The sequence below is a fragment of the Nocardia sp. NPDC060255 genome (genome assembly GCF_042727395.1).
In the GTDB taxonomy this organism is placed as follows: domain Bacteria; phylum Actinomycetota; class Actinomycetes; order Mycobacteriales; family Mycobacteriaceae; genus Nocardia.
Window position 1 is genome coordinate 1022318 of the sequence record NZ_JBHXAU010000001.1, and the last position, 26162, is coordinate 1048479.

General features: G+C 67.2%; 25 protein-coding genes. 13 read left to right on the plus strand and 12 right to left on the minus strand.

What is annotated here, in order from left to right; genetic code table 11:
• Positions 1–60: 60 nt before the first annotated feature.
• The 3 genes from ACFWF1_RS04715 to ACFWF1_RS04725 form a co-directional block, all read right to left on the minus strand.
• Positions 61–531, minus strand: coding sequence for an SRPBCC family protein (locus ACFWF1_RS04715; protein ID WP_379281870.1), 471 nt, complete (start codon positions 529–531; stop codon positions 61–63).
• Between the two features lie 287 nt (positions 532–818).
• The gene (locus ACFWF1_RS04720; RefSeq protein WP_379281871.1) at positions 819–1004 is read right to left on the minus strand and encodes a DUF1918 domain-containing protein; all 186 of its coding nucleotides are present in this window, start codon (positions 1002–1004) and stop codon (positions 819–821) included.
• 64 nt (positions 1005–1068) lie between these two features.
• Positions 1069–1641, minus strand: coding sequence for a TetR/AcrR family transcriptional regulator (locus ACFWF1_RS04725; RefSeq protein ID WP_379281872.1), 573 nt, complete (start codon positions 1639–1641; stop codon positions 1069–1071).
• Positions 1642–1715: 74 nt separating this feature from the next.
• On the opposite strand from ACFWF1_RS04725, the gene ACFWF1_RS04730 reads away from it, so the two are divergent.
• Together ACFWF1_RS04730 and ACFWF1_RS04735 are read left to right on the plus strand one after the other, a co-directional pair.
• Entirely contained in the window at positions 1716–2288 is a 573-nt protein-coding gene (locus ACFWF1_RS04730) for a dihydrofolate reductase family protein (RefSeq protein ID WP_379281873.1), read from the plus strand.
• 28 nt (positions 2289–2316) lie between these two features.
• Positions 2317–2892: a dihydrofolate reductase family protein gene (locus ACFWF1_RS04735; protein WP_379281874.1), complete on the plus strand. Its 576-nt coding sequence runs from the start codon at positions 2317–2319 to the stop codon at positions 2890–2892.
• A gap of 54 nt (positions 2893–2946) precedes the next feature.
• Here the strand turns inward: ACFWF1_RS04735 and ACFWF1_RS04740 are convergent, their stop codons facing one another.
• Complete coding sequence (locus tag ACFWF1_RS04740) at positions 2947–3552, minus strand: dihydrofolate reductase family protein (RefSeq protein ID WP_379281875.1); 606 nt, start codon at positions 3550–3552, stop codon at positions 2947–2949.
• Between the two features lie 170 nt (positions 3553–3722).
• Between ACFWF1_RS04740 and ACFWF1_RS04745 the strand changes: the two genes are divergently transcribed.
• A complete protein-coding gene (locus tag ACFWF1_RS04745) occupies positions 3723–6434 on the plus strand; it encodes a LuxR C-terminal-related transcriptional regulator (RefSeq protein WP_379281876.1) in 2712 nt (903 codons plus the stop codon).
• Here ACFWF1_RS04745 and ACFWF1_RS04750 read toward each other — a convergent pair.
• Positions 6431–6844 carry a secondary thiamine-phosphate synthase enzyme YjbQ gene (locus ACFWF1_RS04750; protein WP_379281877.1) on the minus strand — a complete coding sequence of 138 codons (414 nt, stop codon included), beginning with the start codon at positions 6842–6844 and terminating at the stop codon, positions 6431–6433. The two genes, ACFWF1_RS04745 and ACFWF1_RS04750, sit on opposite strands and share 4 nt — an antisense overlap.
• Before the next feature lie 212 nt (positions 6845–7056).
• Between ACFWF1_RS04750 and ACFWF1_RS04755 the strand changes: the two genes are divergently transcribed.
• Positions 7057–8322, plus strand: coding sequence for an aspartate kinase (locus tag ACFWF1_RS04755; RefSeq protein ID WP_379281878.1), 1266 nt, complete (start codon positions 7057–7059; stop codon positions 8320–8322).
• Positions 8323–8325: 3 nt separating this feature from the next.
• Positions 8326–9360 carry an aspartate-semialdehyde dehydrogenase gene (locus ACFWF1_RS04760; protein ID WP_379281879.1) on the plus strand — a complete coding sequence of 345 codons (1035 nt, stop codon included), beginning with the start codon at positions 8326–8328 and terminating at the stop codon, positions 9358–9360.
• A gap of 57 nt (positions 9361–9417) precedes the next feature.
• Here ACFWF1_RS04760 and ACFWF1_RS04765 read toward each other — a convergent pair whose 3' ends face one another.
• Complete coding sequence (locus ACFWF1_RS04765) at positions 9418–11856, minus strand: glycoside hydrolase family 3 protein (RefSeq protein WP_379281880.1); 2439 nt, start codon at positions 11854–11856, stop codon at positions 9418–9420.
• A 160-nt stretch (positions 11857–12016) separates the two neighbouring features.
• A complete protein-coding gene (locus ACFWF1_RS04770) occupies positions 12017–12622 on the minus strand; it encodes a TetR/AcrR family transcriptional regulator (protein WP_379281881.1) in 606 nt (201 codons plus the stop codon).
• A gap of 91 nt (positions 12623–12713) precedes the next feature.
• Between ACFWF1_RS04770 and ACFWF1_RS04775 the strand changes: the two genes are divergently transcribed.
• The gene (locus ACFWF1_RS04775) at positions 12714–13628 is read left to right on the plus strand and encodes an aminotransferase class IV (protein ID WP_379281882.1); all 915 of its coding nucleotides are present in this window, start codon (positions 12714–12716) and stop codon (positions 13626–13628) included.
• A 19-nt stretch (positions 13629–13647) separates the two neighbouring features.
• On the opposite strand, the gene ACFWF1_RS04780 is transcribed toward ACFWF1_RS04775, so the two are convergent.
• On the minus strand, positions 13648–14331 hold the full coding sequence (locus ACFWF1_RS04780) for a TMEM175 family protein (protein WP_379281883.1): 684 nt from the start codon (positions 14329–14331) through the stop codon (positions 13648–13650).
• Positions 14332–14508: 177 nt separating this feature from the next.
• On the opposite strand from ACFWF1_RS04780, the gene ACFWF1_RS04785 reads away from it, so the two are divergent.
• Positions 14509–15033: a PaaI family thioesterase gene (locus ACFWF1_RS04785; protein ID WP_379281884.1), complete on the plus strand. Its 525-nt coding sequence runs from the start codon at positions 14509–14511 to the stop codon at positions 15031–15033.
• Between the two features lies 1 nt (position 15034).
• On the opposite strand, the gene ACFWF1_RS04790 is transcribed toward ACFWF1_RS04785, so the two are convergent.
• Together ACFWF1_RS04790 and ACFWF1_RS04795 are read right to left on the minus strand one after the other, a co-directional pair.
• Positions 15035–16375 (minus strand): serine hydrolase domain-containing protein, encoded by a 1341-nt coding sequence (locus ACFWF1_RS04790; RefSeq protein WP_379281885.1) that lies wholly within the window; start codon positions 16373–16375, stop codon positions 15035–15037.
• Between the two features lie 66 nt (positions 16376–16441).
• Positions 16442–17794 (minus strand): serine hydrolase domain-containing protein, encoded by a 1353-nt coding sequence (locus tag ACFWF1_RS04795; RefSeq protein ID WP_379281886.1) that lies wholly within the window; start codon positions 17792–17794, stop codon positions 16442–16444.
• 338 nt (positions 17795–18132) lie between these two features.
• Here ACFWF1_RS04795 and ACFWF1_RS04800 point away from each other — a divergent pair, with 338 nt between their 5' ends.
• The 3 genes from ACFWF1_RS04800 to bla all read left to right on the plus strand — a co-directional run bounded on the left by ACFWF1_RS04800 (position 18133) and on the right by bla (position 21162).
• Positions 18133–18573 (plus strand): Fur family transcriptional regulator, encoded by a 441-nt coding sequence (locus tag ACFWF1_RS04800; protein ID WP_379281887.1) that lies wholly within the window; start codon positions 18133–18135, stop codon positions 18571–18573.
• Positions 18574–18632: 59 nt separating this feature from the next.
• Entirely contained in the window at positions 18633–20108 is a 1476-nt protein-coding gene (locus ACFWF1_RS04805; protein WP_379281888.1) for a catalase, read from the plus strand.
• Between the two features lie 130 nt (positions 20109–20238).
• Positions 20239–21162: a class A beta-lactamase gene (gene bla / locus ACFWF1_RS04810; protein ID WP_379281889.1), complete on the plus strand. Its 924-nt coding sequence runs from the start codon at positions 20239–20241 to the stop codon at positions 21160–21162.
• A 52-nt stretch (positions 21163–21214) separates the two neighbouring features.
• Here the strand turns inward: bla and ACFWF1_RS04815 are convergent, their stop codons facing one another.
• Positions 21215–21655 carry a hypothetical protein gene (locus ACFWF1_RS04815; RefSeq protein WP_379281890.1) on the minus strand — a complete coding sequence of 147 codons (441 nt, stop codon included), beginning with the start codon at positions 21653–21655 and terminating at the stop codon, positions 21215–21217.
• A 697-nt stretch (positions 21656–22352) separates the two neighbouring features.
• Here ACFWF1_RS04815 and ACFWF1_RS04820 point away from each other — a divergent pair.
• Positions 22353–23579, plus strand: coding sequence for a cytochrome P450 (locus ACFWF1_RS04820; protein ID WP_379281891.1), 1227 nt, complete (start codon positions 22353–22355; stop codon positions 23577–23579).
• Positions 23576–24166 (plus strand): TetR/AcrR family transcriptional regulator, encoded by a 591-nt coding sequence (locus tag ACFWF1_RS04825; protein WP_379281892.1) that lies wholly within the window; start codon positions 23576–23578, stop codon positions 24164–24166. Before ACFWF1_RS04820 ends, ACFWF1_RS04825 begins: the two co-directional genes overlap by 4 nt.
• A 58-nt stretch (positions 24167–24224) precedes the next feature.
• Here the strand turns inward: ACFWF1_RS04825 and ACFWF1_RS04830 are convergent, their stop codons facing one another.
• Positions 24225–25457, minus strand: a complete 1233-nt coding sequence (locus ACFWF1_RS04830; protein WP_379281893.1) for an FAD-dependent monooxygenase — start codon at positions 25455–25457, stop codon at positions 24225–24227.
• Between the two features lie 102 nt (positions 25458–25559).
• Here ACFWF1_RS04830 and ACFWF1_RS04835 point away from each other — a divergent pair, with 102 nt between their 5' ends.
• A complete protein-coding gene (locus tag ACFWF1_RS04835) occupies positions 25560–26132 on the plus strand; it encodes a TetR/AcrR family transcriptional regulator (RefSeq protein ID WP_379281894.1) in 573 nt (190 codons plus the stop codon).
• Positions 26133–26162: the final 30 nt, after the last annotated feature.

Consider the following 26162-nt stretch of genomic DNA (forward strand, 5'->3'; position numbering starts at 1 on the left):
GCGGGCGCTTGCTCGGCTGCGCGTCGCCCGATTTCGCTCAGGGCGTTCGACTACTGCCGGTTATTCGTTATAGCTATACGGCTTCATCGGTTCCGCTTCCGGAAACGTCTCGGCGAACTCGATGAAATTCTGCACCGCGATCTCGTTCTGCTTGCGCACGGTGCGCTTGAGTAGTAGTCCGGGCACCGGGATGGGTAGGTAGACCTCGGCGTGGAACCAGACGTCGGTGGCTTCCGCGCCCTCGCTGACCTCGAACCAGCCGCCGCCCTTCACACCCCGGGTACTGTCGGTGACCTGCCAGGACGATCGGTTGCCCGACCAATCGTATTCCAGCACTTGCAGATCGGAGCTGCCGAGCAGTTCGGTCTTGACGAAAACTCGAACCGGCCTGCCCGCGTCGTCCCGTGATGCGACGCGGGCATCGGTATATCCCGGCGACCATTCCGGCAGCATTTCGACAGCGGCCAGCGCATCCATCACTTGCGCGGAATCGGCGTCGACGACGAATCGAATATCGGTTCTCGTGCGCATGCAAAACCTTCCGACCCCCGATGGACAACTCAGCCCGATTCTCTCTATCGGTTATCTGATTCGTCAACCTCGGCGCCGAGCCGGATAGTCCGTTGGCGCGACCGACGTGGTCTTTTGTGTCCAAAAGCAGACATCGGAAGTGCGCTAACAAGTTCCATGCGGAAGATTTGTGCGATCTACCAAGTGGTGTGCGGCGCGGATGTCATCGAAAGTCGGTACGCAGGCCGCATCGCCGAATCACCGCGTGCGGGCGCGTCACAATGCGGCCATTGCGACGGCGGCCGACGTCAGTTGGCCGGTTCGACTATCGCATCGGGTCCCGGAAACACCAGCGACTCGCGTCCGTCGGCGTAGCGCACGAGGTAGGGCGGTGAACCTTCCGGTCCACGAACCTCGATGATCTCCCCTTGGCGATCACCTTGGCCCACAACGTGTCCGTGCACGAGCAGTCGATCTCCGACCTTCGCCATCATCGACTCATTATCGGATGCCGGTGACACGGGTCACAAGGATTCGGCCATGGAGACCGGGTGGTCTTCATGCCTCGATGACGCGATCCACCGCGGCCGCGATCAGTTCCTGACTCTGCTCCTCGGTGAATACGCCCGGCAGGGTGAGCCGGTCCACGATCAGCCAGTTCAGTGCCAAATAGAGCAGTATTACCGACTTTTCATCACCGGGCAGTCCGGCGTCGAGGTGGTTGCGCACGTTGAATTCCACGTCCGCGCGCACCCGCTCAGTCAGCACGGCGCGCAGTTCCGGGCGCCGGGTCGCCTCGAGGCGCAGCTCTAGCAGGGCGAGGTAGCCGGTCCGGTAGGCCTCGATGCGCTCGACCACCTCCTGCATCAGCTTCGTGATGTGCGCGCGATTCTTCGGGCCGTCGGCCAGCTGGCTCATGGCGGCCGCGCTCGGCGCCAGCCGTTCGTAGAAGCGGCTGCCCGACTGAGTGAGTAGGTCGTCGCGGTTGGCGAAATAGTTCGACGCGGTGCCGGCGGGCACCGTGGCCTCCTTGTCCACCGCGCGGAAGGTGAGCCCGCGCGCTCCGTCGCGGGCCAAGACCTCGATCGCCGCATCGAGCAGGGCCTGTCGACGCTCGGGGTTAGTTCGCACTTGACACCACTCCATCTGTAGTACTACATTTCAAATCACTACAGATAGAGTACAACGGATTGGGCGGTACCGGAATGCGAAAGCTTGTCTACTACGTCGCCGTGTCGCTCGACGGATACATCGCAGGTCCGGGCGGCGAGTACGACTTCTATCCCGACGACGCGGAGATGGGTGCTTCGCTCAATACGGAGTACCCGGAGTTCGTCCCGTCGTTCGTGCGGCCGCACTTCGGCATGGCCGCCGACGAGCCGAACAAGCGGTTCGGCACCGTGCTGATGGGTCGCGGCACCTACGAGCCCGCCCTGTCTGTCGGCGTGAGCAGCCCGTATCCGCACATGAAGCAGTACGCGGTGTCGCGCACGCTCGGAATCGATGACCCGGCAGTGGAATTGGTCGACGCCGACCCGGTCGGTCTGGTGCGACGGCTCAAAACGGAAGCGGGCCAAGATATCTGGCTCTGCGGCGGCGGCAATCTCGCCGCCCAGCTGCTCGGCGAGATCGACGAGATGATCATCAAGAGCTACCCGGTCGTCGCGGGCAGCGGCATCTCCGCCTTCGCCGGCGAGTTCCGCCCGACCCTTTTCACGCCTACCCGGCGCGCGGAATTCGGCAACGGCGCGCAGGTCACCTGGTTCACCCGCGCCTGACCCGCTTCATATCGAAAGAGGTTCTACCATGCGAAAACTCGTCTACTTCGTCGGCGTATCGCTCGACGGCTACATCGCCGCGCCCGATGGCGATATCAGTTTCTATCCGCTGCCGGAGGACTTCACGGCGTGGCTCGCGCGGGACTACCCGGAGACGCTACCCACCCACGTGCGCCCGCATTTCGGGATCGTGGCGGATGCGCCGAATCGGCGGTTCGACACGGTGGTGTTGGGCCGGGGCACCTACGAGCCTGCCCTGTCCGCCGGACTGACCAGCCCGTATGGCCATCTGCGCCAGTACGTGGTGTCGGGCACGCTCGGCCGGATCGATGACCCGGCAGTGGAATTGGTCGAGCAGGATCCGGTGGCCCTGGTGCGGCAGCTCAAACAGGAAGGGGGCTCGGACATCTGGTTGGCGGGTGGCGGGAAGCTGGCCGCCGGCCTACTCGGTGAGATCGATGAGCTGGTGATCAAGAGCTACCCCGTCGTCGCGGGCGCCGGCATCCCGGCCTTCGACGGCGAATTCCGGCCGACGCTGTTCGCGCCGACCGATCGCAAGGAATTCGGCAACGGCAACCAGGTCACCTGGTTCACCCGCGCCTGACCCGACAGTGGCGACGGCCGAACAGCTTTCGCCGCGGCCGCCGCCGTCGGGGGATCATTCGCCGCGGACGCGGTCGTAGATCAGGTACAGCGCGCCGGACTCGGTGGAGGACAGGTCGGTCAGCGACCAGCTCGACGCCGCGAGGCCGTCCTCGAAGAGGCGGGCGCCCCCGCCGGCGATCTCGGGGCACTGGGTGATGAGGATCCGGTCGACCTCGTCGGCCGCGAGCAGTGCCTTGATCACGCTGCTGCTGGCCAGCACGACGATGTCGCCGCCGTCCTGCTCGCGCAGGTGCTCGACGGTCGCCACCGGGTCGGCGTCGGCGATCCGCGAGTGCTGCCACGGGGCCTCGGTGAGCGTGCTGGAGAAGACCACCTTTTCGACGTCGTCGAGCCACTGCCCGAAGGCCCGGTCGCGCGGGTCGGCGTTCTCGTCGACCGCGACGGTCGGCCAGTAACCGCCGAAACCCTGGTAGTTCTTGCGGCCGAGCAGCGCGGTGGTGGCCGCCTCGGTCATCTGCACCATCCGGCCGCGCGCCGTGTCGCTCACAGCGTGCGGCACGATCCAGCTCATGTCGTAGTCGCCGCCCGGGCCGTTGGTGCGGCCGTCCAGTGAGAGCGAGATGCTGGCAACGACCCGGCGGTTTCCTGTGTTCGTCATGATGTTTCCTTCTTGTCTGTGACGCTGTCCGCGTCGTTGAAATAGATACTTCCGTCGCGGCGGCCGCGGAACATCTGCCACCTGGCCGATATGTGGTGGTCAAGGTGGCCGAGTTGGCTGACCGGATATGGGTCGCCCGCGCGGGTCCGGCATGTCAGACTGCTGACGCGATGCCAGACTCCACCGACGCACTACCCGCCGAGCTGTCCTCGTTCATCGGCCGCACCGAAGAACTCGAGGCGATCGGTGCCGCGATCGCGCCGGGCAAGGTCGTCACCCTGGTCGGTCCCGGCGGCTGCGGCAAGACGCGGCTCGCATTGCGCGCCGCCCACACCGTGTCCGAGGACTGGCCGGATGGTGTCCGCTGGGTCGCGCTGGAAGAAGAACACGACGATGCGGCGGTGGTGCATCGCGTCGCCGCGGCCCTCGGCGTGCTGCTGCCCGGTGGCGCCGATCCCCTCGCGACCGTGGCGCGCGGGCTCGCCGACTGCGAAACCCTGCTGGTACTGGACAATTGCGAGCAGCTGGGCGATGGCGTAGCGGCGCTGATCACCGGCCTGCTCTGGCGTTGTCCACAACTCGGTGTGCTCGCGACAAGCCGCGCGCCCCTCGGGATCGGTGGCGAGCAGGTGCGCCGGGTGCCCCCGCTCGCGCTGGCCGACGCGTTGACGCTGTTCCTCGCGCGTGCGCACACCGGCGAGCCGACACCGGAGGCGCGCACCGCGGCCCGCCGGGTGTGTGACCGCCTGGATCGGCTGCCGCTGGCCCTCGAACTGGCCGCGGGGTGGGCGGGCACCCTGTCCCTCGCTCAGCTCGCGGACTCGCTGCACGAGCCGTTCACGGTGCTCGACGGCGGTTCGCGCACCGCGCCGTTCCGGCAGCGGACCCTGGCGGAATCGATGCGCTGGAGCCACGACCTGCTCGACGACGACGAGCGGATGCTGTTCCGCAGGCTCGGGGTGTTCGAGCCGGGTTTCGCCGCCGACGCGGTGGCCGCGTTGGACCCGACGCCGGGTCGCGCGCTGCGGACCCTGCGCGGGTTGATCGACAAGTCGCTGGTCGCGGCGGACACGACCGGCGAGGTGGCCCGCTATCGAATGCTGGGCGTGGTGCGGGATTACGCGCTGCTGCGGCTCGCCGAGGCCGGGGAGACCGAACTGCTGCGCGACCGTCACCTCGCGGGGTATCTCGCGTTGGCCGAGCGCGCCGATCCGCTGCGCGGCACCGACCAGGATGCCTGGCGAGCACGAATCACGGTGGAACTGAACAATATTCGCGCAGCCATCGACTGGGGATTGAGCCGCGATGACCCGACCGATGGCCGCAGGCTTGCCGCAACGATGGCCTGGTTCTGGTATCTCGAACCGCGTGGCCTCGAAGGGGTGCGGGTGCTGCGGCTTGCCGTCGATCGCGGCGACGGGGCACGCGACGAGTTGCAGGCCCGGGTGCTGGCCGGGTTGGCGCTGGTGTGCGACACCGCCGTCTACGGCTTCGCCGGATACGAGTCCGCCCGTGCCGCAGTCGAATTGGCCGACGCGGTCGGGGCGGACGCGGTCGGCAGGCTGGCGCGCTCGCTGTGCGCGGTCGAGCAACTCGGCATCGACCTGGACCGGGCAGCCGCCGACGCCGCCGCGTTGCACCGGGACGCCGTGCGCGTCGGCGACGGCTTCATCGCCGACTCGACGCAGGCGCTGCTCGGGCTGGTCCACCTGTTCCGCGACGAATACCGCAGCGCCATCGAACAACTCGACCAAGCTCTGGCCGGCATGCGCGAGCGCAACGACCGCGGCCACGCCTCCTTCGCGCTCACCTGGCTCGCCACCGCGACCGCCCAGTCGGGCGAGCTGTCACGGGCCGCTGAACTCGCCGAGAGCGCCGTCGCTACCGCGCAGCCACTGCACGACTTCCACCACATGGGCTCAGCGCGAGCGGCACTCGCCGAAATACGAGTGCGCCAAGGCCGTCTCGACGATGCCGCCGCAGCCCTCGCCCCGATCGACCGCCTGCTCGACGGGGAAGCCTCGCCCTTCGTGCCCGGCTGGGAGCGCGTGCACGGCCTGCTCGCGCTGGCGGCGGGCGACCCGGCGGCGGCCATCGCGTGGTGCCGCAGGGAGGGACGCACGCCCGGCGATACCGCCGATGGGCCACTCACCCCGTGGACGCAGGTGGTGCTGGCCACCGCATTGCGGCAATCGAGCGAACTCGACACCGGTCGCTCGGACGAATCCGGCATGGCAGCAGCACTTCTCGACCCGATGGCGGCCGAGCCGATGATCCGCGCCCTGCCCTCGGTGTACGCCGACGTACTCGACCAGCAAGCATTCCTGTTGCACCACAGGGATATCGAGCAAGCACTTCGCCTGCATCACGAAGCGCTACGCATCCGGACCGAGCACGAGCTCGTCCTGGGTTGCGTGGCAAGCCTCGAAGCGCTCGCGGTGACGCTGGCCCGGCGCGGCACGGTCGAAACGGCCGCGGTGCTGCTCGGTGCCGTCGACCGTGCCCGCTCCGACACCGGTTCGGCACCGGGGCGATCGGCAGAAGTAGCCCTTACGCTGCTGAGTTCCCTTGTCGCCGACCAAGACCTGGCCGACTACCGCGAACGCGGCCGTTCCATGGGCATCGCCCAGGCCATCGACTACGCCACCAAAGCACGCGGCAAACGCAACCGCCCGGATTCCGGCTGGGCGAGCCTGACCCCGATGGAACGGTCCGTCGTCGACCTCGCCGTCGACGGCCTGTCCAATCCGGAGATCGCCGCGCGCTTGTTCATCAGCCGCGGCACGGTCAAGACCCATCTCGCGCACGTCTACGCCAAGCTCGGCATAGCCAACCGCACCGAGCTCGCCCGCCTGCACGAACCAGCGGACGGCCCCGCTTAGTCACTGAGGAACGACAGCCGCACCTGCCGCTCTGGATTGTCGACATTGAGGTCGACGAATGCGACGGACTGCCAGGTCCCCAAGGCCATCGCGCCATCGATCACCGGAATCGTCGCGTACGGCGCGATCAACGCGGGCATCACATGCGAGCGCCCGTGCCCGCGTGACCCGTGCGCATGCCGCCACCGATCGTCGGCAGGCAGCAGGTCGCGCAGCGCGGCGAGCAGGTCGTCGTCACTGCGCGCACCGAGTTCCATCACCGCGATCCCCGCCGTCGCATGCGGCACGAAAACATTCAGCAACCCATCACCGCCACCGGACGCTTCGCGCACGAACGCCGCGCACTGTCCGGTGATGTCCTGCACGACCTCGGTCCGCCCGGTGGTCACCGCTAATACCGTGCTCTTCATCACCCCATCGTGCGTCAACTATCCGGTTTCGTCGGCGCGCAATGCCCGGGCCGCCCGCAGCGATGTCTCGTACCGCCGATGCCACCGCACCGAATTCCGGTGTGAGCAGCTCAAAGTGCGGTCGGCGGAGGAGGCAGGGGTAATCCGCTGGACGATGGCCGGTACGCTGGGTGGCTGTTAGCAGCTGGTAGTCGATCTTGGAGGACCCTGTCGTGGCTCTCGTTGTTCAGAAGTACGGAGGATCCTCGGTGGCTACCGCCGAGCGCATCCGGCGCGTCGCTGAACGGATCGTCGAGACCAAGAAGGCGGGCCACGACGTGGTGGTCGTCTGCTCGGCCATGGGCGATACCACCGACGAACTGCTCGACCTCGCCCAGCAGGTGGCGCCCGCGCCGCCGGCCAGGGAAATGGACATGCTGCTCACCTCGGGTGAGCGCATCTCCAACGCGCTGGTCGCGATGGCCATTCACTCGCTCGGCGCCGAGGCCCGCTCGTTCACCGGCTCGCAGGCCGGCGTGATCACCACCGGCGCGCACGGCAACGCGAAGATCATCGACGTCACCCCGGGCCGGTTGCGCCAGGCGCTCGACGACGGGCAGATCGTGCTCGTCGCGGGCTTCCAGGGCGTGAGCCAGGACAACAAGGACGTCACCACGCTCGGTCGTGGTGGCTCCGACACCACCGCGGTCGCGCTGGCGGCCGCGCTGGAGGCCGACGTCTGCGAGATCTACACCGACGTGGACGGCGTCTTCACCGCCGACCCGCGGATCGTGCCGGACGCGCAGCGGCTCGATCAGGTCTCCTACGAGGAGATGCTGGAACTCGCGGCCTGCGGCGCGAAGGTGCTGATGCTGCGCTGCGTCGAATACGCGCGCCGGTACAACGTGCCTGTGCATGTGCGCTCGTCCTATACCGACAAGCCGGGCACCTACGTTTACGGATCGATGGAGGACATCCCCTTGGAGCAAGCAATCCTCACGGGCGTCGCGCACGATCGCAGCGAGGCCAAGGTCACCGTGGTCGGGCTGCCCGACGTGCCCGGCTACGCCGCCAAGGTGTTCCGCGCGGTCGCCGATGCCGAGATCAATATCGACATGGTGCTGCAGAACGTCTCCAAGATCGATACCGGCAAGACCGACATCACCTTCACCCTGCCCAAGACCGACGGCGCGCGGGCCGTCGAGATGCTGACCAAGCAGCAGGACGAGATCGGCTTCGCCCAGGTGCTCTACGACGACCACATCGGCAAGGTGTCGCTGGTCGGTGCGGGCATGAAGAGCCACCCCGGCGTCACCGCCACCTTCTGTGAGGCGCTGGCCGACGCGGGCGTGAACATCGATCTGATCTCCACCTCCGAGATCCGCATCTCGGTGCTGGTCCGCGACACCGAGCTGGACGAGGCGGTCCAGGTGCTGCACCGGGCCTTCAATCTCGGCGGCGACGAGGTCGCCGTGGTGCACGCGGGAACGGGGCGTTAAACGATGGGCATTCGCGTAGGCGTCGTCGGCGCGACCGGACAGGTCGGTGCCGTCATGCGAAAACTGCTGGAGGAGCGCAACTTCCCGGCCGACGAGGTGCGGTTCTTCGCCTCGTCGCGTTCGGCGGGCACCACGCTGCCGTGGCGCGGCGGCGAGATCGTCGTCGAGGACACCGAGCTGGCCGATCCGGCCGGCCTGGACATCGCGCTGTTCTCCGCCGGTGCCACCATGTCTCGCGTGCAGGCCCCGCGCTTCGCCGCGGCGGGTGTCACCGTGATCGACAACTCGTCGGCCTGGCGCAAGGACCCCGACGTCCCGCTGGTGGTCAGCGAGGTCAACCCCGAGCAGACCCGCAATCTGGTCAAGGGCATCATCGCCAACCCGAACTGCACCACCATGGCCGCCATGCCGGTGCTGAAGCCGCTGCACGACCTCGCCGGTCTGCGCCGCCTCATCGTGTCCAGCTACCAGGCGGTGTCCGGTAGCGGCCTGGCCGGGGTGGAAGAGCTTGCGACGCAGTCGCGCGCGGTGATCGACGACATCGAGAAGCTGACCCACGACGGCAGCGCGGTGGACTTCCCCGCGCCGAACAAGTACGTCGCGCCGATCGCGTTCAACGTGCTGCCGCTGGCCGGTTCGCTGGTCGACGACGGCTCCGGCGAGACGGACGAGGATCAGAAGCTGCGCAACGAGAGCCGCAAGATTCTCGGCCTGCCCGAGCTGCTGGTGAGCGGCACCTGCGTGCGCGTGCCGGTGTTCACCGGCCACTCGCTGTCGGTGAACGCCGAGTTCGACCAGCCGCTTTCGGTCGAACAGGCCAAGGAGATCCTGGCCAAGGCGCCCGGCGTCAAGCTCGTCGAGGTGCCGACCCCGCTGCAGGCGGCCGGTGCCGACGACTCGCTCGTCGGTCGCATCCGCCAGGATCCGGGTGTGCCGGACGGTCGCGGTCTCGCCCTGTTCATCTCCGGCGACAACCTGCGAAAAGGTGCCGCCCTCAACACCATTCAGATCGCCGAGGTACTGCTCAGCAATCGCTGAGTACGCTGATCCGACCTCGCGGCCGTGGATCCCTACCGGATCCACGGCCGCGGTCGTTCACTCGGCTGTGTATTCGGCCGTCAGGCGGCGATCGGCGATCGAGCGGCCTGCCTGGATCTCGTAGGAGCCGGGCACTTTTCGCCACGTACCGCCGTCCCAGATCTCGAATGCCCGGTCCGGGATACGGATCTCGGCTTCGACCAGTTCGCCCGGATCGGCTTCGACGCGGGCGAAACCGGCCAGCCAGCGCGCGGGCCGGATCGCCGAATCGGCCACGGGCGCAAGGTAAACCTGCACGACTTCGCCGCCGCGGCGGTCGCCGGTGTTGCGCAGCCGGATCGTCACCGTGCTGTCTTTGTTGGTGATCGACTTGTAATCCCAGGTGGTGTAACCGGATCCGTGCCCGAACGGATAGGCCGGAGTGGTTCCCGCTCGCTCCCACGCGCGGTAACCGATGAACAGGTCTTCTCGGTAGACGAGTTCGCCGTCGGTGGGGGTGACCTCCGAGACCGGGCAGTCTGCCAGCGTGGCAGGCCAGGTGGTGGGCAAACGGCCGCCCGGCTCAGCGTCGCCCAGCAATACCTCGGCGAGGGCCGAGCCGCCCTGCTGGCCGGGGAACCAACTCAGCAGAATCGCGGGAACTTCGGTGCGCCAGGGCATTTCGACCGGTGACCCGGCATTAACGACCACGACGGTGTTCAGGTTGGCCGCGGCGACCCGGCTGACCAATTCGTCTTGGCGGCCAGGGAGCTTCAAACTGGTGCGATCGAAACCCTCGGACTCGACCTGCTCGGTGGTGGCGACGACCACCACCGCGACGTCGGCGGCGCGGGCCGCCTCGACGGCCTCGGCGATCAGCTCGTCCGGATCGCGGCGGGGATCACTGTGCGCGAGGGTGAACAGGATCGCCTGGATGGGCATGTCCGCGAACTTCAGCGGTGTGTGGCTCATGGTCACCTCGACCGGCGTCCCCGCGGTGAGCTCAACCGTGCCGCGTTCGGTCGGTGTGCCGAAGAAGGCCTCGAACGGGTCTGCGCCGGTGAGGGTTTCGGCACCGTCGAACAGCACCGCGTCGCCGACGGCGACCTTGAAATCACCGACTCCCTTGGTGCCGAACACATGCGCGCCGGTTTCCTCGGGGGTGAAGGTGCCGCGCACCTCGACGGTGTGCAGCGCGTCGTAGTCGATGCCGTCGGGCAGCTCGCCGAGCCAGTTGACCATGCCGTTGGGCAGCGAGCTCTCCCCGAGCAGGGTGCCGTCGGCGTCGAAAACGCGGGCGCGCAGCTCGAATCCGCGGTCCGCGGCGCCGAGGGCATCGCTCGGGGCGGCGCCGATCGTGTAGGTGAGCGCGCCGTCCGGCAGTGCGGCGCTCAGCCCGTCGAGCGGGGACACCACGGACTCGGGGAAGACGGTGGCCGAACCGCCGCCGAGGATGCGGGCGTCCCGAGCAGCCAGACCGATCAGTGCGACCTTCGTCCGAGCCTTGTCGAGGGGGAGGGCCGGGCGCTGCCCGACCGTCTCGTTGCGCACCAGAACGAAAGCGCGAGAGGCGATCTCACGCGCCAGTGCCACTCCGTCGATCGCCGCGGGCGGCGTGGTCACCGAGGGCTCCGCACCTTCCAGCAGGCCGACTCGGGCGGCGAGTCGCAGCACATTACGCACCGCGGTGTCGACCACGGATTCGTCCAGCTCGCCGTTGCGCACCGCCGCGACCAAAGCATCTCCGTACACGCCACGCGGACCCGGCATCGCGACATCCAGCCCGGCGGTGATCGCCGCGACCGTCGACCTCGCGGCCATCCAGTCCGAGACGACGATGCCGTCGAAACCCCATTCCCCGCGCAGTGTTCCGTTCAGCAGCTCGCCGTGTTCGGTCATCGTCGTGCCGTTGACCTGGTTGTAGGCGGCCATCACGCCCCACGGCCCGGCATCGCGGACCATCGCCTCGAACGGTGCGAGATACAGCTCGCGCAGTGCGCGGGCGGAGACGACGTTGTTCACGGTGAAGCGTTCCGTCTCGGCGTCATTGGCGACAAAATGCTTTACGGTGGTGCCGATTCCGCCGTCCTGCACGCCGCTCACATAGCCGGTTCCGATGCGGCCGGTGAGATACGGGTCCTCCGAGTAGCTCTCAAAATGCCTTCCGCCCAACGGTGACCGGTGCAGGTTGACCGTCGGAGCGAGCAGCACGTGCACACCTTTGCGCCGAGCCTCCTGCGCGAGCAGCCGACCGGCCCGCCTGGCCAAGTCCGGATCCCAGGTCGCGGCGAGCGCCGTCGGCGACGGCAATGCGATGGACGGATCGTCGGCGGTCCAGCGCACCCCGCGCACTCCGATCGGGCCGTCGGACATGACCAGCGACCGCAACCCGATCTCCGGCAGCGCGGGCAGCGACCACATGTCCTGCCCCAGCAGCAGCCGGGCCTTCGCCGGGAGGTCGAGCTTTCCGAGGGCCGCCGTCACGGCGTCCTCCCGGGCTACGTCGGCTGGACTCATGATGAACTCCTTTGTCTGCCAAGGTCGTTGCGGACGGGGTCGGCGGGATGTCATCGACAACCCATGAGTGCAGGCAGCGGACGTCCGCGGGCACCGCTGAACTCACCTAATCAATAGTAGGTGTTGTTACTTTCTCGTTATATAAACCGAGCGCCGGCCGCTATTGCGCAGTGTCCTCGCTCGGCCCGAGCAAGGCGACGAAGTCCCGGAACGCGGCACCCATATCGATGGACTCCGGATCCAGCAACCACTGCGTCTGCAACCCGTCCAGCACCGCGATCAACAGCGGCGCCACCTGCTCCGGCGTCCGCCCACCTGCCAACCGATCGCCGAACTCCGCCCGCAGCATCGCCGCCAGCCCCGCCCTGGCCTGCGCATACCGCTCGACGAAGTACGCACGCGCCGGATGTCCGCCCGTCACACTCTCCCCGGCCAACGCCGCGAAAGTCTGCACGACCCCGGGCCGCGTCGCGTTGTACTCCACCAACTGCTCCAGGTGCGACAACCGCCAGCTATCCGACCCTCCGGCCAGAAACGCCGCCGTATCCCACCGATCCCGAGCCTCCAGCACCGCGACCAAGAGGTGCTCCTTACTCGGAAAGTAATGCAGCACCCCGGGCTGCGTAAGCCCGACCCGCTCCGCGACCGCCCCCAATGAAGCCCCCCGATACCCCCGCTCGGCGATCACCTCCCGAGCGGCCTCGAGAATCGCCTCCCGCCGCTCAGCCCCCTGCGCCTCCCGCCCACCCCGCCGTCCCTGAGTCACACGGTCGAGCCTAACCAGACCCGCCACCTGCACAGCGGACCGGCTGAAAATCGGTTCGCCCCGCCGCCCGCGCGGCTGTTAGCCTCCGCCGATGGCAAACCCCCATCCTCATGTGTATCTAGGTGACCGGATCGTCGCGGCCGAGGCGGCCACGGTCGGCGTCGCATCGTCGGCGGTGTTGTACGGACTCAGCGTGTACACCGTCTTCCCGGTTCATGTGGCAGGGGCGGCACATACCGCATTCCGGCTGGATGATCACTTCCGGCGGCTCGAGGAGTCCTGCAAGATCATCGGGATCGATCGGTTCGCGATGGAGTGGGACTACGAACGGTTTTACGCGGCGGTGGTCGAGCTCATCGGTCGTAATGCCCCGGCCGAGGATGTCTTCGTACGTGCCACAGTGCATGTCGTCGAGTCGATTCCCGGCACCCGGGTGCGTGGCTGCGCGATTCAGGTCAGCATGTTCGTCTATGACGCGGTGCCGATCGTCCCGCAGCACGGCATGCGGCTGAAATCCAGTCCGTGGCGGCGTATCCCGGACAACGCGATCCCGTCCCGCGCGAAAGTCAATGGCGCGTACGTGAATTCGGTGCTAGCCAAGCAGGACGCGATCGACAGCGGCTACGACGACTGCATCTTTCTCGACGGCAACGGCCACGTCTGCGAGCTCAGCGCGGCCAACATCTTCCTCGTCCGCAACGGCACGCTGATCACCCCCGACGTGTCCGGCGACATCCTCGACGGCATCAACCGCAGAACGATCCTCACCCTGGCGGCCGAGGACGGCATCCCGGTCGTCGAGCGCATGGTCGACCTGACCGAGCTCTACATCGCCGACGAGGTCTTCGTCACCGGCACCTCCGCGGGCGCCGCCCCGGTCTTCGAGGTCGACGGCCGCACCGTCGCCGACGGCCAAGCGGGCCCGATCTCGCAGGCCCTGCGCAAGCGGCACGCCGCCGCGCTGCGCACCGACGACCTGCACGGCTGGCTCACCCCGCTCGACTGACCATGCGCGAGCGTCCGGGCTACCCCTGCGCGTGCTCGGGCCGGCGCTCGCGCACTCGCGGGGGGAGGTCAGGACGGATGCGTTCGAGCAGCTTCCCGCCGAACGCGGCGGCCATCGGAGCGAAGAACCAGGCGTACCAGAGGTACGGCGCGACCCACACCAGCCCGGCCGTCAGCACGAAGACGGAGGTGACCGCCGCGGACGCGTTGGCGCTGATCCGGAGCTTCACCGGATCGACGCCCGGGCGCAGTACCGCACGTCGCCAGGCGAATTCCTTCATGACCGCCTCGCAGCCGAACAGCGCCGCGGCAGTCGCGGCGAACAGGCACGCGGCCAGCTTGTTGTCCGGCACGTGCCCGAATATCGCGGTCGGGAACGGCAGGAAGGCGGCGAACATCAGCAGTGGCGCGTGCGCCGCGGTGGTCGCCCGGTCCAGCCGCTCGACCTCGTCGATGAAGACGTGGTGCCTGCGCCACACCGACCACAGCAGGAAGAACGCCAGCACGAACGCGACGAACGACGCCTTCTCGTGCCAGAGGAATTCGGCGAGGGCGTGCGGGCTGGCCAGCTCCTCGCCCTCGGGCCGTTTGATCTCGATGACGAGCAGCGTGATCGCGATCGCGAGCACCGCGTCGGCGAACGCCCCCATCCGGTGGGCGCTGAAATACTCGTCTTCGGGAGAGGGTGATACCTGATCGGTCACGCTTCGGGCTCCTAACGACTACGCGGTAAATCGGTTGAACCGTATCGGATCACCGGCCGCCGGTCCTGCCGCAGGAACGCGTACTGATAATCGGCCGATAATCGGCCGGTGCGATCGATGGCCGATCATGCCGTAGCTTCAATCGGGACACAGTTGATTCCTGATTGAGGGGTGCGCATGACCGGACTTGCCGAAGCATCCGATCGCGGCACGGAGCGCCCGGTCGCCGCGAGCGGCCAGGCGCCGGACGGCGCGGACTCCGCGCACGGCGACAACTGTTTCGGCTGCGGGCCTGCCAATCGCGCCGGCGTGGCCATGCTGACGAAACTCGTGGACGGCCGCATCGTCGGCGACTGCACCTTCGACGAAAGGCATCAGGGCGCACCGGGTCTGGCGCACGGCGGGGTGGTCGCGGCGGTACTGGACGAGGCCTCGGGGAGCGTGCCGACCCGCGCCGGGATTCCCGCGGTGACCGCCAAGCTCACGGTGAACTACGTCAAACCCGCGCCGCTGCATCGCCCGATGACCGTGTCCGCGCACATCGATCGCCGCGAAGGCGACCGCAAGCTGCACATCTACGCACGGCTCGAACTCGACGGCGACCTCGTCGCCGAGGCGGACACGCTGTTCATCGTCGTCTCCCCGGACCACTTCCGCACGCACGGCGCCAAGGAGGGCGAGTTGCCTTTCCTCGGTGTGTGATTCAGCGGATGCCGGGGGCGTCGGGGCCGAGGCAGGCGAAAATCGCACACCCGGGTGCGGCGTCCGCGAAGGGCAGCGCCAGCGGAAAATTCAAGCAGGACAAGACATTACAGCCCGGGTACGCGAACGACCCGGCACCGAACACCGCGAGCACGAAGTTCAGATCGACGAACTGGCTCGGGTTCAATCGCACCAGCGGTTCGACATACGGCCCCGGGTCCGGCATGGGCGGTTCCTGGAATGCCGCGAACAACCGGCGGAAGAATTCGTGCGGCAGTTCCGCGATGTTCTGGATGGTGCCGGTCGGCCCGTACTGGCTGACATTGCCGAAGAATCCGGTCCACATCACCACCAGGTCCAGGCTAGGGATGATGAAGATGTTGTTCAGGCCGAGCCCGGCCATCATGTACACGTCGGCGGGCAGCATGCTGTCCGACTCCGCGCACCCCGGTCCGAGCCAGAACAGATAGCCGTAGCACGTGTTGGCTTTCGACGGTTTACGCGCCTGTCGCAGGTATTCGGTCGAGACGAGTTGTCTTGTGCCCCAACGCCCGTCATTGCTGGTGAGCAGTCCGAGCTTGGCGAAATCGTTCGGCGGGAGCATGAGGTGCGCGTAACCGTAGGTGTGCCCGGCCCGATCTCGCGCCCAGTAGTAATCACCGCGTTCGATGCCGAGCGGATCGAACAGTTCCCGTTGCGCGAATCGCTGAAGTGGTTCGCCGACCGCCAATTCCAGCACATAGGACAGTAGATCGACGTTGCGCTGGCTGTAGCTGAATACCGTGCCCGGCGGATTGTCCAGTGGCACACCGAGCGCCTGCACCGCGCTGTTCGGGTCGATAGGAACGACACCGGTGGCCCCCTCGGTCAATACGCCGACCTTCATCCCCGACGATTCGGTGAGCAGGTTCTCGACGGTGATCGAGCGATGTTCGGCGTCGCCGAGTCCCGGCGGCAGGTATCGGTCGATCGGTGCGGCGATATCGAGTTTGCCTTGATCCCAGGCGATTCCGGCGAGTAGCGAGACCACGCTCTTGGTCGCGCTCCAGATGTTCCACGCCACGTTCCCGGTCTGCGTGTTCGTCGGTCCCTCGCCGATCAGGCAGTTGTGCCGGAACACCTGCACATTCAACCGATTCCGGGTGGCGGCGAACGCCAGTGCGTCGGCAAGCCGTGTGCTGTCGAGCCCGACCTGCTCGGGCGCCGCGCGCGCGAACTCGCGGCCGGATCGCACCGCGCAACTCAACGGCTCGGCGGCCGCCGAACCGTTGCCGATAAAGACATTCCCGGCGACCAGCGATAACACAGCGAACCCAACGAGGAACCCACCGAATCGCCCCATACGCACGAGGTTATCGCGCGGACTCGGCGGTGACGGGCGAATGACGAGTTACGGTGCGCCCGAACCTCACCGGATACCCGGGGCGTTCGGCCCGAGGCACGCGAGAATCGCACAACCCGGTGCGGTGTCCCAAAACGGCGGGGCCAGCGGGTAGTCCAGGCAGGAGAAGACATTGCAGCCCGGATACGCGTCCGGGCCGATGCCGAACACCGCGAGCAGAATGTCGGGGTCGACATACGTTCGCGGGTCCAACCGCACCGGCGGCTCGACGAACGGGCCGAGGTCGGGCATGGGCCGGTCGTGGAACGCCGCGAACAGTTTCCGGAAGAACTCGTACGGCAGTTCCGCCTGGTTCTGCAGGGTGCCGGTCAGGCCCTTGCTGCTGCGATTGCCGAAGAACCCGGTCCAGACCACCGTGAGATCGAGGCTCGGAATGCCGAATACGTTCTGCATGCCGAGACCGTCCATCATGAATACGTCCTTCGGGACGTTGTAGAGCGGAGCCGCGCACTCCGGCCCGAGCCAGAACAGATACCCGTAGCACTCGTTGGCCGGTGACGCCTTCAGCGCCAGTCGCAGATACCTGTCGGAGATGAGTTGTTGTGTGCCCCAACGCCCGTCGTTGCTCACCAGCAAACCGAGCTTGGCGAAATCGTTCGGCGGAATCATCAGATGGGCGTAGCCGTAGGTATGTCCGGCGCGATCGCGCGCCCAGTAGTAGTCGCCACGTTCGATGCCGAGCGGATCGAACAGCTCGCGCTGCGCGAATTGCTGCAACGGCTCACCGACCGCCAATTCGAGCACATAACTGAGCAGGTCGACGTTGCGCTGGCTGTAGCTGAATTTCTGGCCGGGCGGATTGTCCAGCGGCATACCCAGCGCTTGCACCGCGCTGTTCGGATCGATCGGAACCACCCCGGTGATGCCCTCGGTGAGCGCGCCGACGGCCAGCCCCGAGGACTCGGTGAGCAGGTTCTCCACCGTGATCGCACGATGCTCGGCGTCGCCGAGCTCCGGCGGCAGATACCGGTCGATCGGTGCGGAGATTTCGAGTTTGCCTTGATCCCAGGCAATCCCGGCGAGCAACGAGACCACGCTTTTGGTCGCGCTCCAGATGTTCCACGCCACGTTCCCGGTCTGTGTGTTCGTCGGTCCCTCGCCGATCAGGCAGTTGTGCCGGAACACCTGCACATTCAACCGATTCCGGGTGGCGGCGAAGGTGAGTGCGTCCGCGAGCAGCTTGCTGTCCAGGCCGACCTGCTCGGGCTTGGCCCGGGGGAACTCGCGTCCCGACTGCGGCGTGCATCGCACGTCCGCGGACACGCGGCTGGGCGCCGCCTGCGCGGTCCCGGTGAAAATATTGCCTGCCACCAGCGATAACGCAGCGAACACCACAAGGAACCCACCGAATCGCCCCATGCGAACGAGGCTATCGCGCAAGCTCGCCAGGACCGGACAACAAGGCGGCGAGCCGGGCCGGAAAACACAAACGCCGCCAGGTCACTAAACCTGGCGGCGCTGAGTCGCCGGACGCCACTCCAGCGTCACGACTCGCGTCGACGTCCCACAAGCGCCTCTCGGCGGGTGGTCGCTCGTAGCGACAAAAGGGGTGAGGCCCGGGGCTGTCCGGACGCCGACAGTGGTGATCAACGACCACTTGCCCGAAAGTATTCCGCGCCCACGACTGTGAGCTGACCGACAAATATGTATCTCTTCATTTTCTTGACTAATTCCAGAAAATACGGAGGATCGTAGGTATGCACACCAACCACACCGATGCGCAGGCACAGTTGCGCGCAGCAGGTCTGCGGGTCACCGCCCCGCGGATCGCGGTGTTGGACGCGGTCGCGGCCGCACCGCACACCGACGCGGATCGGGTCGCCGCCACCGTCCGGCGGTCGCTGGGCTCGGTGTCGACCCAGGCGGTCTACGACGTGCTGCGGGCCTGCGTGAACGCCGGGCTGCTGCGGCGCATCGAGCCGGCCGGTTCGGCGGCGCTCTACGAGACCCGCGCCGGGGACAACCATCACCATCTGGTGTGCCGCAGCTGCGGCACGGTCGTCGACATCGACTGTGCCGTGGGTAGCGCCCCATGCCTGGCACCCGGCGACGATCACGGGTTCGCGATCGACGAGGCCGAGGTCGTTTTCTGGGGTCTGTGCCCGACGTGCCGCACGCAGGAGCGGCAGCAATCCTGATCGCGCCCCGGGGGTACAGCCCACCCCCGGGGCATCCGCACCAACGAGGAGGCTTCGAGATGACCAAGCCGACAACGACGAACACCGGAACGCCGGTGGAGAGCGACAACGAATCGCTCACCGCGGGCACCCAAGGCCCGATTCTGCTGCACGACCACTACCTGATCGAGAAGCTGGCCCAGTTCAACCGCGAGCGGGTGCCGGAGCGGATCGTGCACGCCAAGGGCGCCGGTGCCTACGGCGAGCTGGTGGTGACCAACGACGTCAGCCGCTACACCAAGGCCAAGCTGTTCCAGCCGGGTGCGCGGACCGAGTCGCTGGTTCGCTTCTCCACCGTCGCCGGCGAGCAGGGCAGCCCCGACACCTGGCGCGACCCACGGGGTTTCGCGGTGAAGTTCTACACCGAGGACGGCAACTACGACCTCGTCGGCAACAACACCCCGGTCTTCTTCATCAAGGACCCGATCAAGTTCCCCGACTTCATCCGCTCGCAGAAGCGGCTGCCCGGCAACGGACTTCGCGATCACAACATGCAGTGGGACTTCTGGACCCTGCGCCCGGAAACCGCACACCAGGTGACCTGGCTGATGGGTGACCGCGGCATCCCGAAGACCTACCGGCACATGAACGGCTACGGCTCGCACACCTACCAGTGGGTCAATGCCGCGGGTGAGCGCTTCTGGGTGAAGTACCACTTCAAGACCGACCAGGGCGTCGACTACCTCACCCAGGCCGACGCGGACCGGATCGCCGGCGAGAACGCCGACTATCACCGCAAGGACCTGTGGGACGCGATCGAGCGCGGCGAGTTCCCGAGCTGGACGCTGCACGTGCAGGTGATGCCGGTCGCCGACGCCGAGGGCTACCGATTCAACCCGTTCGACCTGACCAAGGTGTGGTCGCACCAGGACTACCCGCTGATCGAGGTCGGCAAGTGGACGCTGAACCGCAACCCGGGCAACTACTTCGTCGATATCGAGCAGGCCGCCTTCGAGCCGTCGAATGTCGTGCCCGGCATCGGTTTCTCGCCGGACAAGATGCTGCTCGGCCGGGTGTTCGCCTACGCGGACGCGCACCGCTACCGGATCGGCACCAACTACGCACAGCTGCCGCCGAACGTGGCGCGGGCCGCGGAGGTGAACTCCTATTCCAAGGAGGGCGCGATGCGGTACTCCTACAACGACGCGAGCGTGCCGGTGTACGCGCCGAACTCCTTCGGTGGTCCGCACGCCGATCCGGCGCAGGCGCCCGACGGTGGTCTGTGGGAGTTCGACCCGACGATGGTGCGGGCCGGCTACGTGCAGCACGCCGAGGACGGCGATTTCACCCAGGCGGGCACCATGGTCCGCGAGGTGTTCGACGATGAGCAGCGCGACCGCCTGGTGAACAACATCGTCGGGCACGTGCTCGGCGGTGTGCGGGAGCCGGTGCTCAGCCGGGTCTTCGAGTACTGGACGAACGTGGATGCCGATCTCGGCAAGCGGGTCGAGGCGGGCGTCCGGGCGGGTCTCGACACGCCGCCTGTGCAGGGCTGAGCGACACGGTAGTGCAATGCCGAGGCAGGCGCGCAGCCTTTGTGGTGCGCGCCTGCCTCGGTGATAGCCGCAGGTCATGCGGACCGAAGTCGCGTTTGCGGGGCGGTGGCTCGCCTGCAACAGTGATGGGATGTTTCGGCTGACGCGTGATGTCCGGGTGGCCTTGACCACCGCCGTTCTCGTTCTACCGTTGCTTGCCGCCTGTGGCACCGACACCCCTGCCGCACATACCGACTCGCCGAGCGCGAGCGCGCAGGCCGACAATTCCGCCGCCGCCGAGCTGGCGGCGCTGGAGAAGCAGTACGCCGCGCAGCTCGGTCTGTTCGCGGTCGATACCGGAAGCGGCAAGACCCTCGCCGCCGGCGGAGATGTGCGCTTCCCGTTCCTGTCCACCTTCAAGGGCCTGGCAGCCGCGGCCCTGTTGAAGGCGCACCCACTCGACACCGGCTACTTCGATCGGGTCATCCACTTCACCCCCGCCGATCTGCTCAGCTACTCGCCGGTGACCAGCACCAAAGTGGCCGAGGGTATGACGCCCGCCCAGCTGGCCGACGCCGCGATCACCCAGAGCGACAACGCCGCGGGCAACCTACTGCTGCGTGAACTCGGTGGCCCGCAAGCACTTACGGACTTCCTGCGCACCCTCGGCGATCAGGTGAGTCATCTCGACCGCTGGGAACCGGACCTCAATACCGCGATCCCCGGCGATGAGCGCGACACCACCACCCCGGCCGCGCTCGCCGCCGACTACCGCGCGGTCGTGCTCGGCGACGCCCTCGGTGCGCCGGAGCGCGAGCGCCTGACCGGCTGGCTGAAGGCGAACACCACCGGCGACAAGCGCATTCGCGCGGGAGTGCCCGCGGGCTGGACGACCGGCGACAAGACCGGCACCGGCGATTACGGCTGCGCCAACGACGTGGCGGTCACCTGGCCGGACGGCGCCCGCGCGCCCCTGGTCATCGCGGTCCAGTCCCGCAAGCCCGCCAAAGACGCCGAGCCGAGCAACGACCTGGTCGCCGACGTCACCAAGGTCGTCGTCAAAAACCTGCACTGACGTTGTTCCGCTGTCCGCCATTCATGTTGGCGGACAGCGGATCTCGTTGCGGTCAGGCGACGGCGCGGCGTGCGCGCAGCCCGGCGGTGCCGATGACCAGATCGGCGATGATCTCGAAAATCGCGGCAAACCAAGAGAATCCATTCACCTTGGCCGAGGCGGGCGGGTTGATGAAGCTGTCGCTGAGCGGTCCGAACCAGTCCGGGAAAAGGTGCACCAGGGTGAACCCGGCCGCGCTGGCGAAGCCGATGGCGACGGCCGCGACCGCAGCCATTCGATGGCCCGTGCACACCAGCACAACGGTCACAACCGCGAGGACGAATTGCACCGTGCCGAGCGCCATTACGGTGCTGGAAACGGTGTCCATGCCCCGTCGTAGATGATCGGCGCCGTGGACGAGCAGTGCCACCGCGAACAAGGCGGTAGCCCAGCGTAATTGGGCTAAGGCGGGCCCGGCGCCGAGATCCGGCCGGGCAGCTGTCGGGTTGGTCATGGTTACCCCCATCGGACCAGACGTGCGTACGACTACGCCACAACTCTACGACAGAGTGTAGTAGATCTGGTCGGTATCGACCAGGTTGTCGTCCTCGACTACAGCAGGCCCCACCAATAGAGCAGGCAGGCCAGGGCCCAGACCACCACGGTTTCCATTGTTGCTCCCACTCTCCTTGGCGCTCCTGCCTCCATCATCCGCTATCCGGCACCGGTTGGTACAAACTCGGCACATTCGCCGCCCAGACGGCCTTATTACCGGCGGCTTTACGCCTGCAAGGTGTTCTTAAGTCCGTGCTAAGCCCGCGCGTGCATTGTTTGTGTCAACACCGAACGCCCCGGGTGGGGAGATCAGGGGCTTCGGTGTTCTAGCCACCACCGGGGGTGGGGAACGGAGCGCGACCTGTCTTCGAGGGGTTGACAGGTCGGGCTCCGGGGGAGAGTGCTTGCCGGGCCGGTCCACGAGGGGTGACCGGCCTGGCGAGCCACTCGGGACACTGGTACACGCTTTTCGCTGGCTCTTCCGGGAGCTGACCGGCAACGAGCACCGGGTTGCCACTGCTGAAGGTAACCGCGGGGGCGCGGCGACGGTCCCGACTCGAAAGGGCGGCCGGACCGGTTTCGGAGGGTAATCGGCCCGGCGCCATCGACTAGAACTCGTTCTAGACATAATCGTCTATTTGTCTTACCGTCACTACATGTTGATCGATGCGTATCGGCCTGCTCCCGTCTTCGAGCTGCGCTCCGGCCCCACCTGGACGTCGCCGTGGGAGATGTATGCCGCACTGCGCGAACAGGATCCGGTACACCACGTGGTGCCGCCCGCGCGTCCCGGCAACGACTACTGGGTGCTCACCCGGCACGCGGACGTGTACGCGGCGGCGCGCGACAGCGACACCTTCTCCTCGCGCGACGGGCTGACCGTGGAGTACGGCGAGTTGGCACAGATCGGTCTCACCGACAATCCGCCGCTGGTGATGCAGGATCCGCCGGAGCACACCGACTTTCGCAAACTCGTCGCCCGCGGGTTCACGCCGCGCCAGGTCACCGAGGTGGAACCGGTGGTGCGCCGATTCGTCCGCGACCGCTTGGACCGGATCGCCGAGGACGGCGGCGGCGACATCGTCAAGCAGGTGTTCAAGCCGCTGCCGAGCATGGTGGTGGCCTACTACCTCGGCGTGCCCGAGGAAGATCGGGCTCGATTCGACGGCTGGACCGAGGCGGTGGTCGCGGGCAGCATCGATCGCGCGCAAACCCAGGCCATGCCCGCTTCGATGGAGATGATGGGTTACTTCGCAGAGCTCATCAAGCGGCGCCGGAGCGATCCGGGGGAGGATACGGTGTCGCTGCTCGTGCAGGCGGGCATGGCGGCCGACGACGCGGATGTGCGAGGCCTGGTGCAGATTCTGGCCTACACCTGGACGATGGTCGCCGGCGGCAACGACACCACGACGGGTCTGCTCGGCGGTGCGGTGCAACTGCTGCAACAACATCCCGAGCAGCGGGCCGCACTGGTCGCGGACAAGGACCGGATCCGCACGGCCATCGAGGAATTCGCCAGGCTGACCGCGCCGGTGCAGGGCCTGGCGCGGACGGTGACGCGCGACATTGCCTTGGGCGGCAAGACAATTCCCGTCGGCCGCAAGGTATTGCTGGTGTTCGGCTCCGCGAACCGGGACGAACGCGCCTTCGGTGCCGACGCGGCGGAGCTCGACATCGATCGGAATCCGCAGCGAATCCTCACCTTCGGGCACGGCCCGCACCACTGCCTGGGTGCCGCCGCGGCCCGGATGCAGGCCCGGGTGGCGCTGGAGGAAGTGCTCGATCGCTTCCCGAACTTCGCGGTGGATATCGACGCGGTCGAATACGCACCGGGACCCTACGTCCGGCGGCCGACCACCGTGCCGTTCCGGTGCGCGGCATGACCGGTGACTGGCTGGCGGACGGTCGCGCGGAACTGGCGAGCGAGCGGATCCTCGACGCGGTGCGTGCGCTGTTCATCGATAAGGGGGTCAGCGGCGTCGGAATGGCCGAAGTCGCCGAGGCCGCAGGGTGTTCCAGGGCGACGCTCTACCGCTACTTCGACAATCGGCAGGCCCTGTACGTCGCGTTCGCCGGTCGCGAGGCACGTCAGGTGGTCGAGCGCGTGTGGCGCGATCCGGCCGTCACCGCAGCCGCCGACCCCGGCGAGCAACTGCTCGACGGACTCACCGCCTTGGTCGCCGAGGTTCGTAAAACACCGCACCTGGCCGTGTGGTTCGCGCCCGCCAACGCGGGAATCGTTGCCCAGCTGTCGAATTCCTCCGAGGTGGTGGACACCCTCGCGACCGACTTCGTCAGCGGCTTCCGTCCTGACCTGCCCGCCCCCGCCGCCCGCCGGCTCGGGCAATGGTTCGTGCGCGTGCTGGTGTCTCTGCTGACCCTGCCCGGGGCGGGCGAAGACGAGGAGCGAATGTTGCTCCGTAACTTCGCACTTCCGTTTCTGCTCGACCAGCGAACGACAATCGAATAGGCGCATACGACAACGACCGGAGCCGTGCTGGACGGTTCCGGTCATTGTCGTATGCGGGTTACTGCTGGACAGTCTGCGCGGAGTAATCGGGCAGGTCGTAGGACTCGGTCTTGCTGAGCATCTTCATCATCAGCGGCTTCATCGCCTTCGAGGTCATCAGCTTGCTGACGGCCTGGCCCGCGCGAATGCCGAAGCTGGACTTGGGGGTCATGGCCTTCAACCCGCCCGGAGGCAGTTCCTGGGCCTTCGCGATGAACGGTCGGAGCACCTCCTCGTAGCGGGCCAGCGCTTGCTCGGGATCGCCTGCGTGCGTCGCGATTTCACCGGCGAGCACGTACGCGCCGATCAGTGCCATCGCGGTGCCGTTGCCGGTGAGCGGTGAACCGCAGTAGCCGGCGTCGCCGAGCAGCACGACCCGGCCCTTCGACCAGGTCGGCATGTCGATGCGCGCCAGGTCGTCGAAGTAGAAGTCGGTCGCCTCGGCCATGGCGGCGGTGATCGTGGCCGCCTCCCAGCCGCCGTCGGCCAGCCGCTGCCGGATCAGGTCCTGTTGGGCCGAAACATCGCGGCGCAGTGCGGGATCGGCGTCGGTGCGGATGGTGACCAGGGCCTTGGACGTCGCCGGGTCGGCGTCGGGTCGCAGGCCGATGTTGGTCGCGCCGACCAGCGAGTGCATGGTGAACCAGTTGTTCTCCACGCTGTCGGGGGTGGGCAGGGTGAAGAAGGACATGTAGCCGCCCAGGTAGGTCGAGAACTCCTCTTCCGGGCCGAACACCATCCGGCGAGTACCGGAATGCAGTCCGTCGGCGCCGATCACGATGTCGAAGCGCTGCTGCGCACCGGAGGCGAAGGTGACCTCGACGCCCATCTCGTCCTGCGCGAGCTCGGCGATCCACTCGCCGTAGCGGTAGTCGACGCCGCCCGCTCCGGCCAGCGCGTCGAGCAGCACCTGGTTGAGATCGCCTCGGGTGAGCTCGATTTCGGCGACACCGCCCTTGCCGTCGAACAGCTCGGTGGGCATCCGCAGCACGTCGCGGCCCGCAGCATCCACGAACTTCATGCCGCGCTCGTCGAGCTGGTGCTTGCGGATGCCCGGCATCAGGCCCATCCGCTCCGCCACCTCGCAGCTCGGCCCGCGCAGGTCGACGGCCTGTCCGCCCGGTCGCGGTGCTGCGGCCCGCTCGACCACGGTGGCGCGGATGCCTGCCCGAAGCAGCTGCAGGGCGACCGCGTTGCCGCCGATGCCGCCGCCGGCGATGAGGATGCGGAGCTCGGTGGAGTGGTTACTCATGGTCTGTTCCCTTGCTTTGGTCTGAATGTCTTAGACATATGTCTACAGCACGCTTGCACGAATGTCTAGAACAATTGTGCAAGACATACGTACAGTGTGAGTATGGGAAACAGAGAAGCACTGCTCGTCGCCGCCCGCACCTGCGTCTACCAGCAGGGATTCGCCCGGACGACGGCGCGCGACATCGCCTCCGCAGCAGGCGTGAGTCTGGCCTCGATCGGCTACCACTTCGGCTCGAAGGAGCGCCTGCTTACCGAGGCCTTCACCGAGGCGACAGGTCAGCTGCTAGGGGACGAACTAGCGGAGCGGATTCGGAGTGCGGCTCGCGACCGATCGCGGGTCGAGGCATTCGCGGATACGTGGTCCGGCATCGGAGAACTCTTCGGCCGCCATCGCGACGGGGTCGTCGCCAGCGCCGAGAACTTGATCCGCAGCCATCGCTCGATGGCCGCCGACCAGCACCACATGGCGGCGGTCCACGAAACGGCGATCGCCGGATTCGCGGCCCTGGTCGGCGAATTGCATCCACCGCTGTCCGAGACTCAGGCCCGCGCCATCGGCAAGCTGTACTTCGTTCTCGTCAACGGCCTGGCGCTGCAATGGATCAGCGATCCCACCGGTCCGCTCCCCACCGGCGAAGAACTCGCCACCGCCATAGCCGCCCTGGCTCCGTGAGTGGCACATAGCTGCGGCAAACCACGCCGA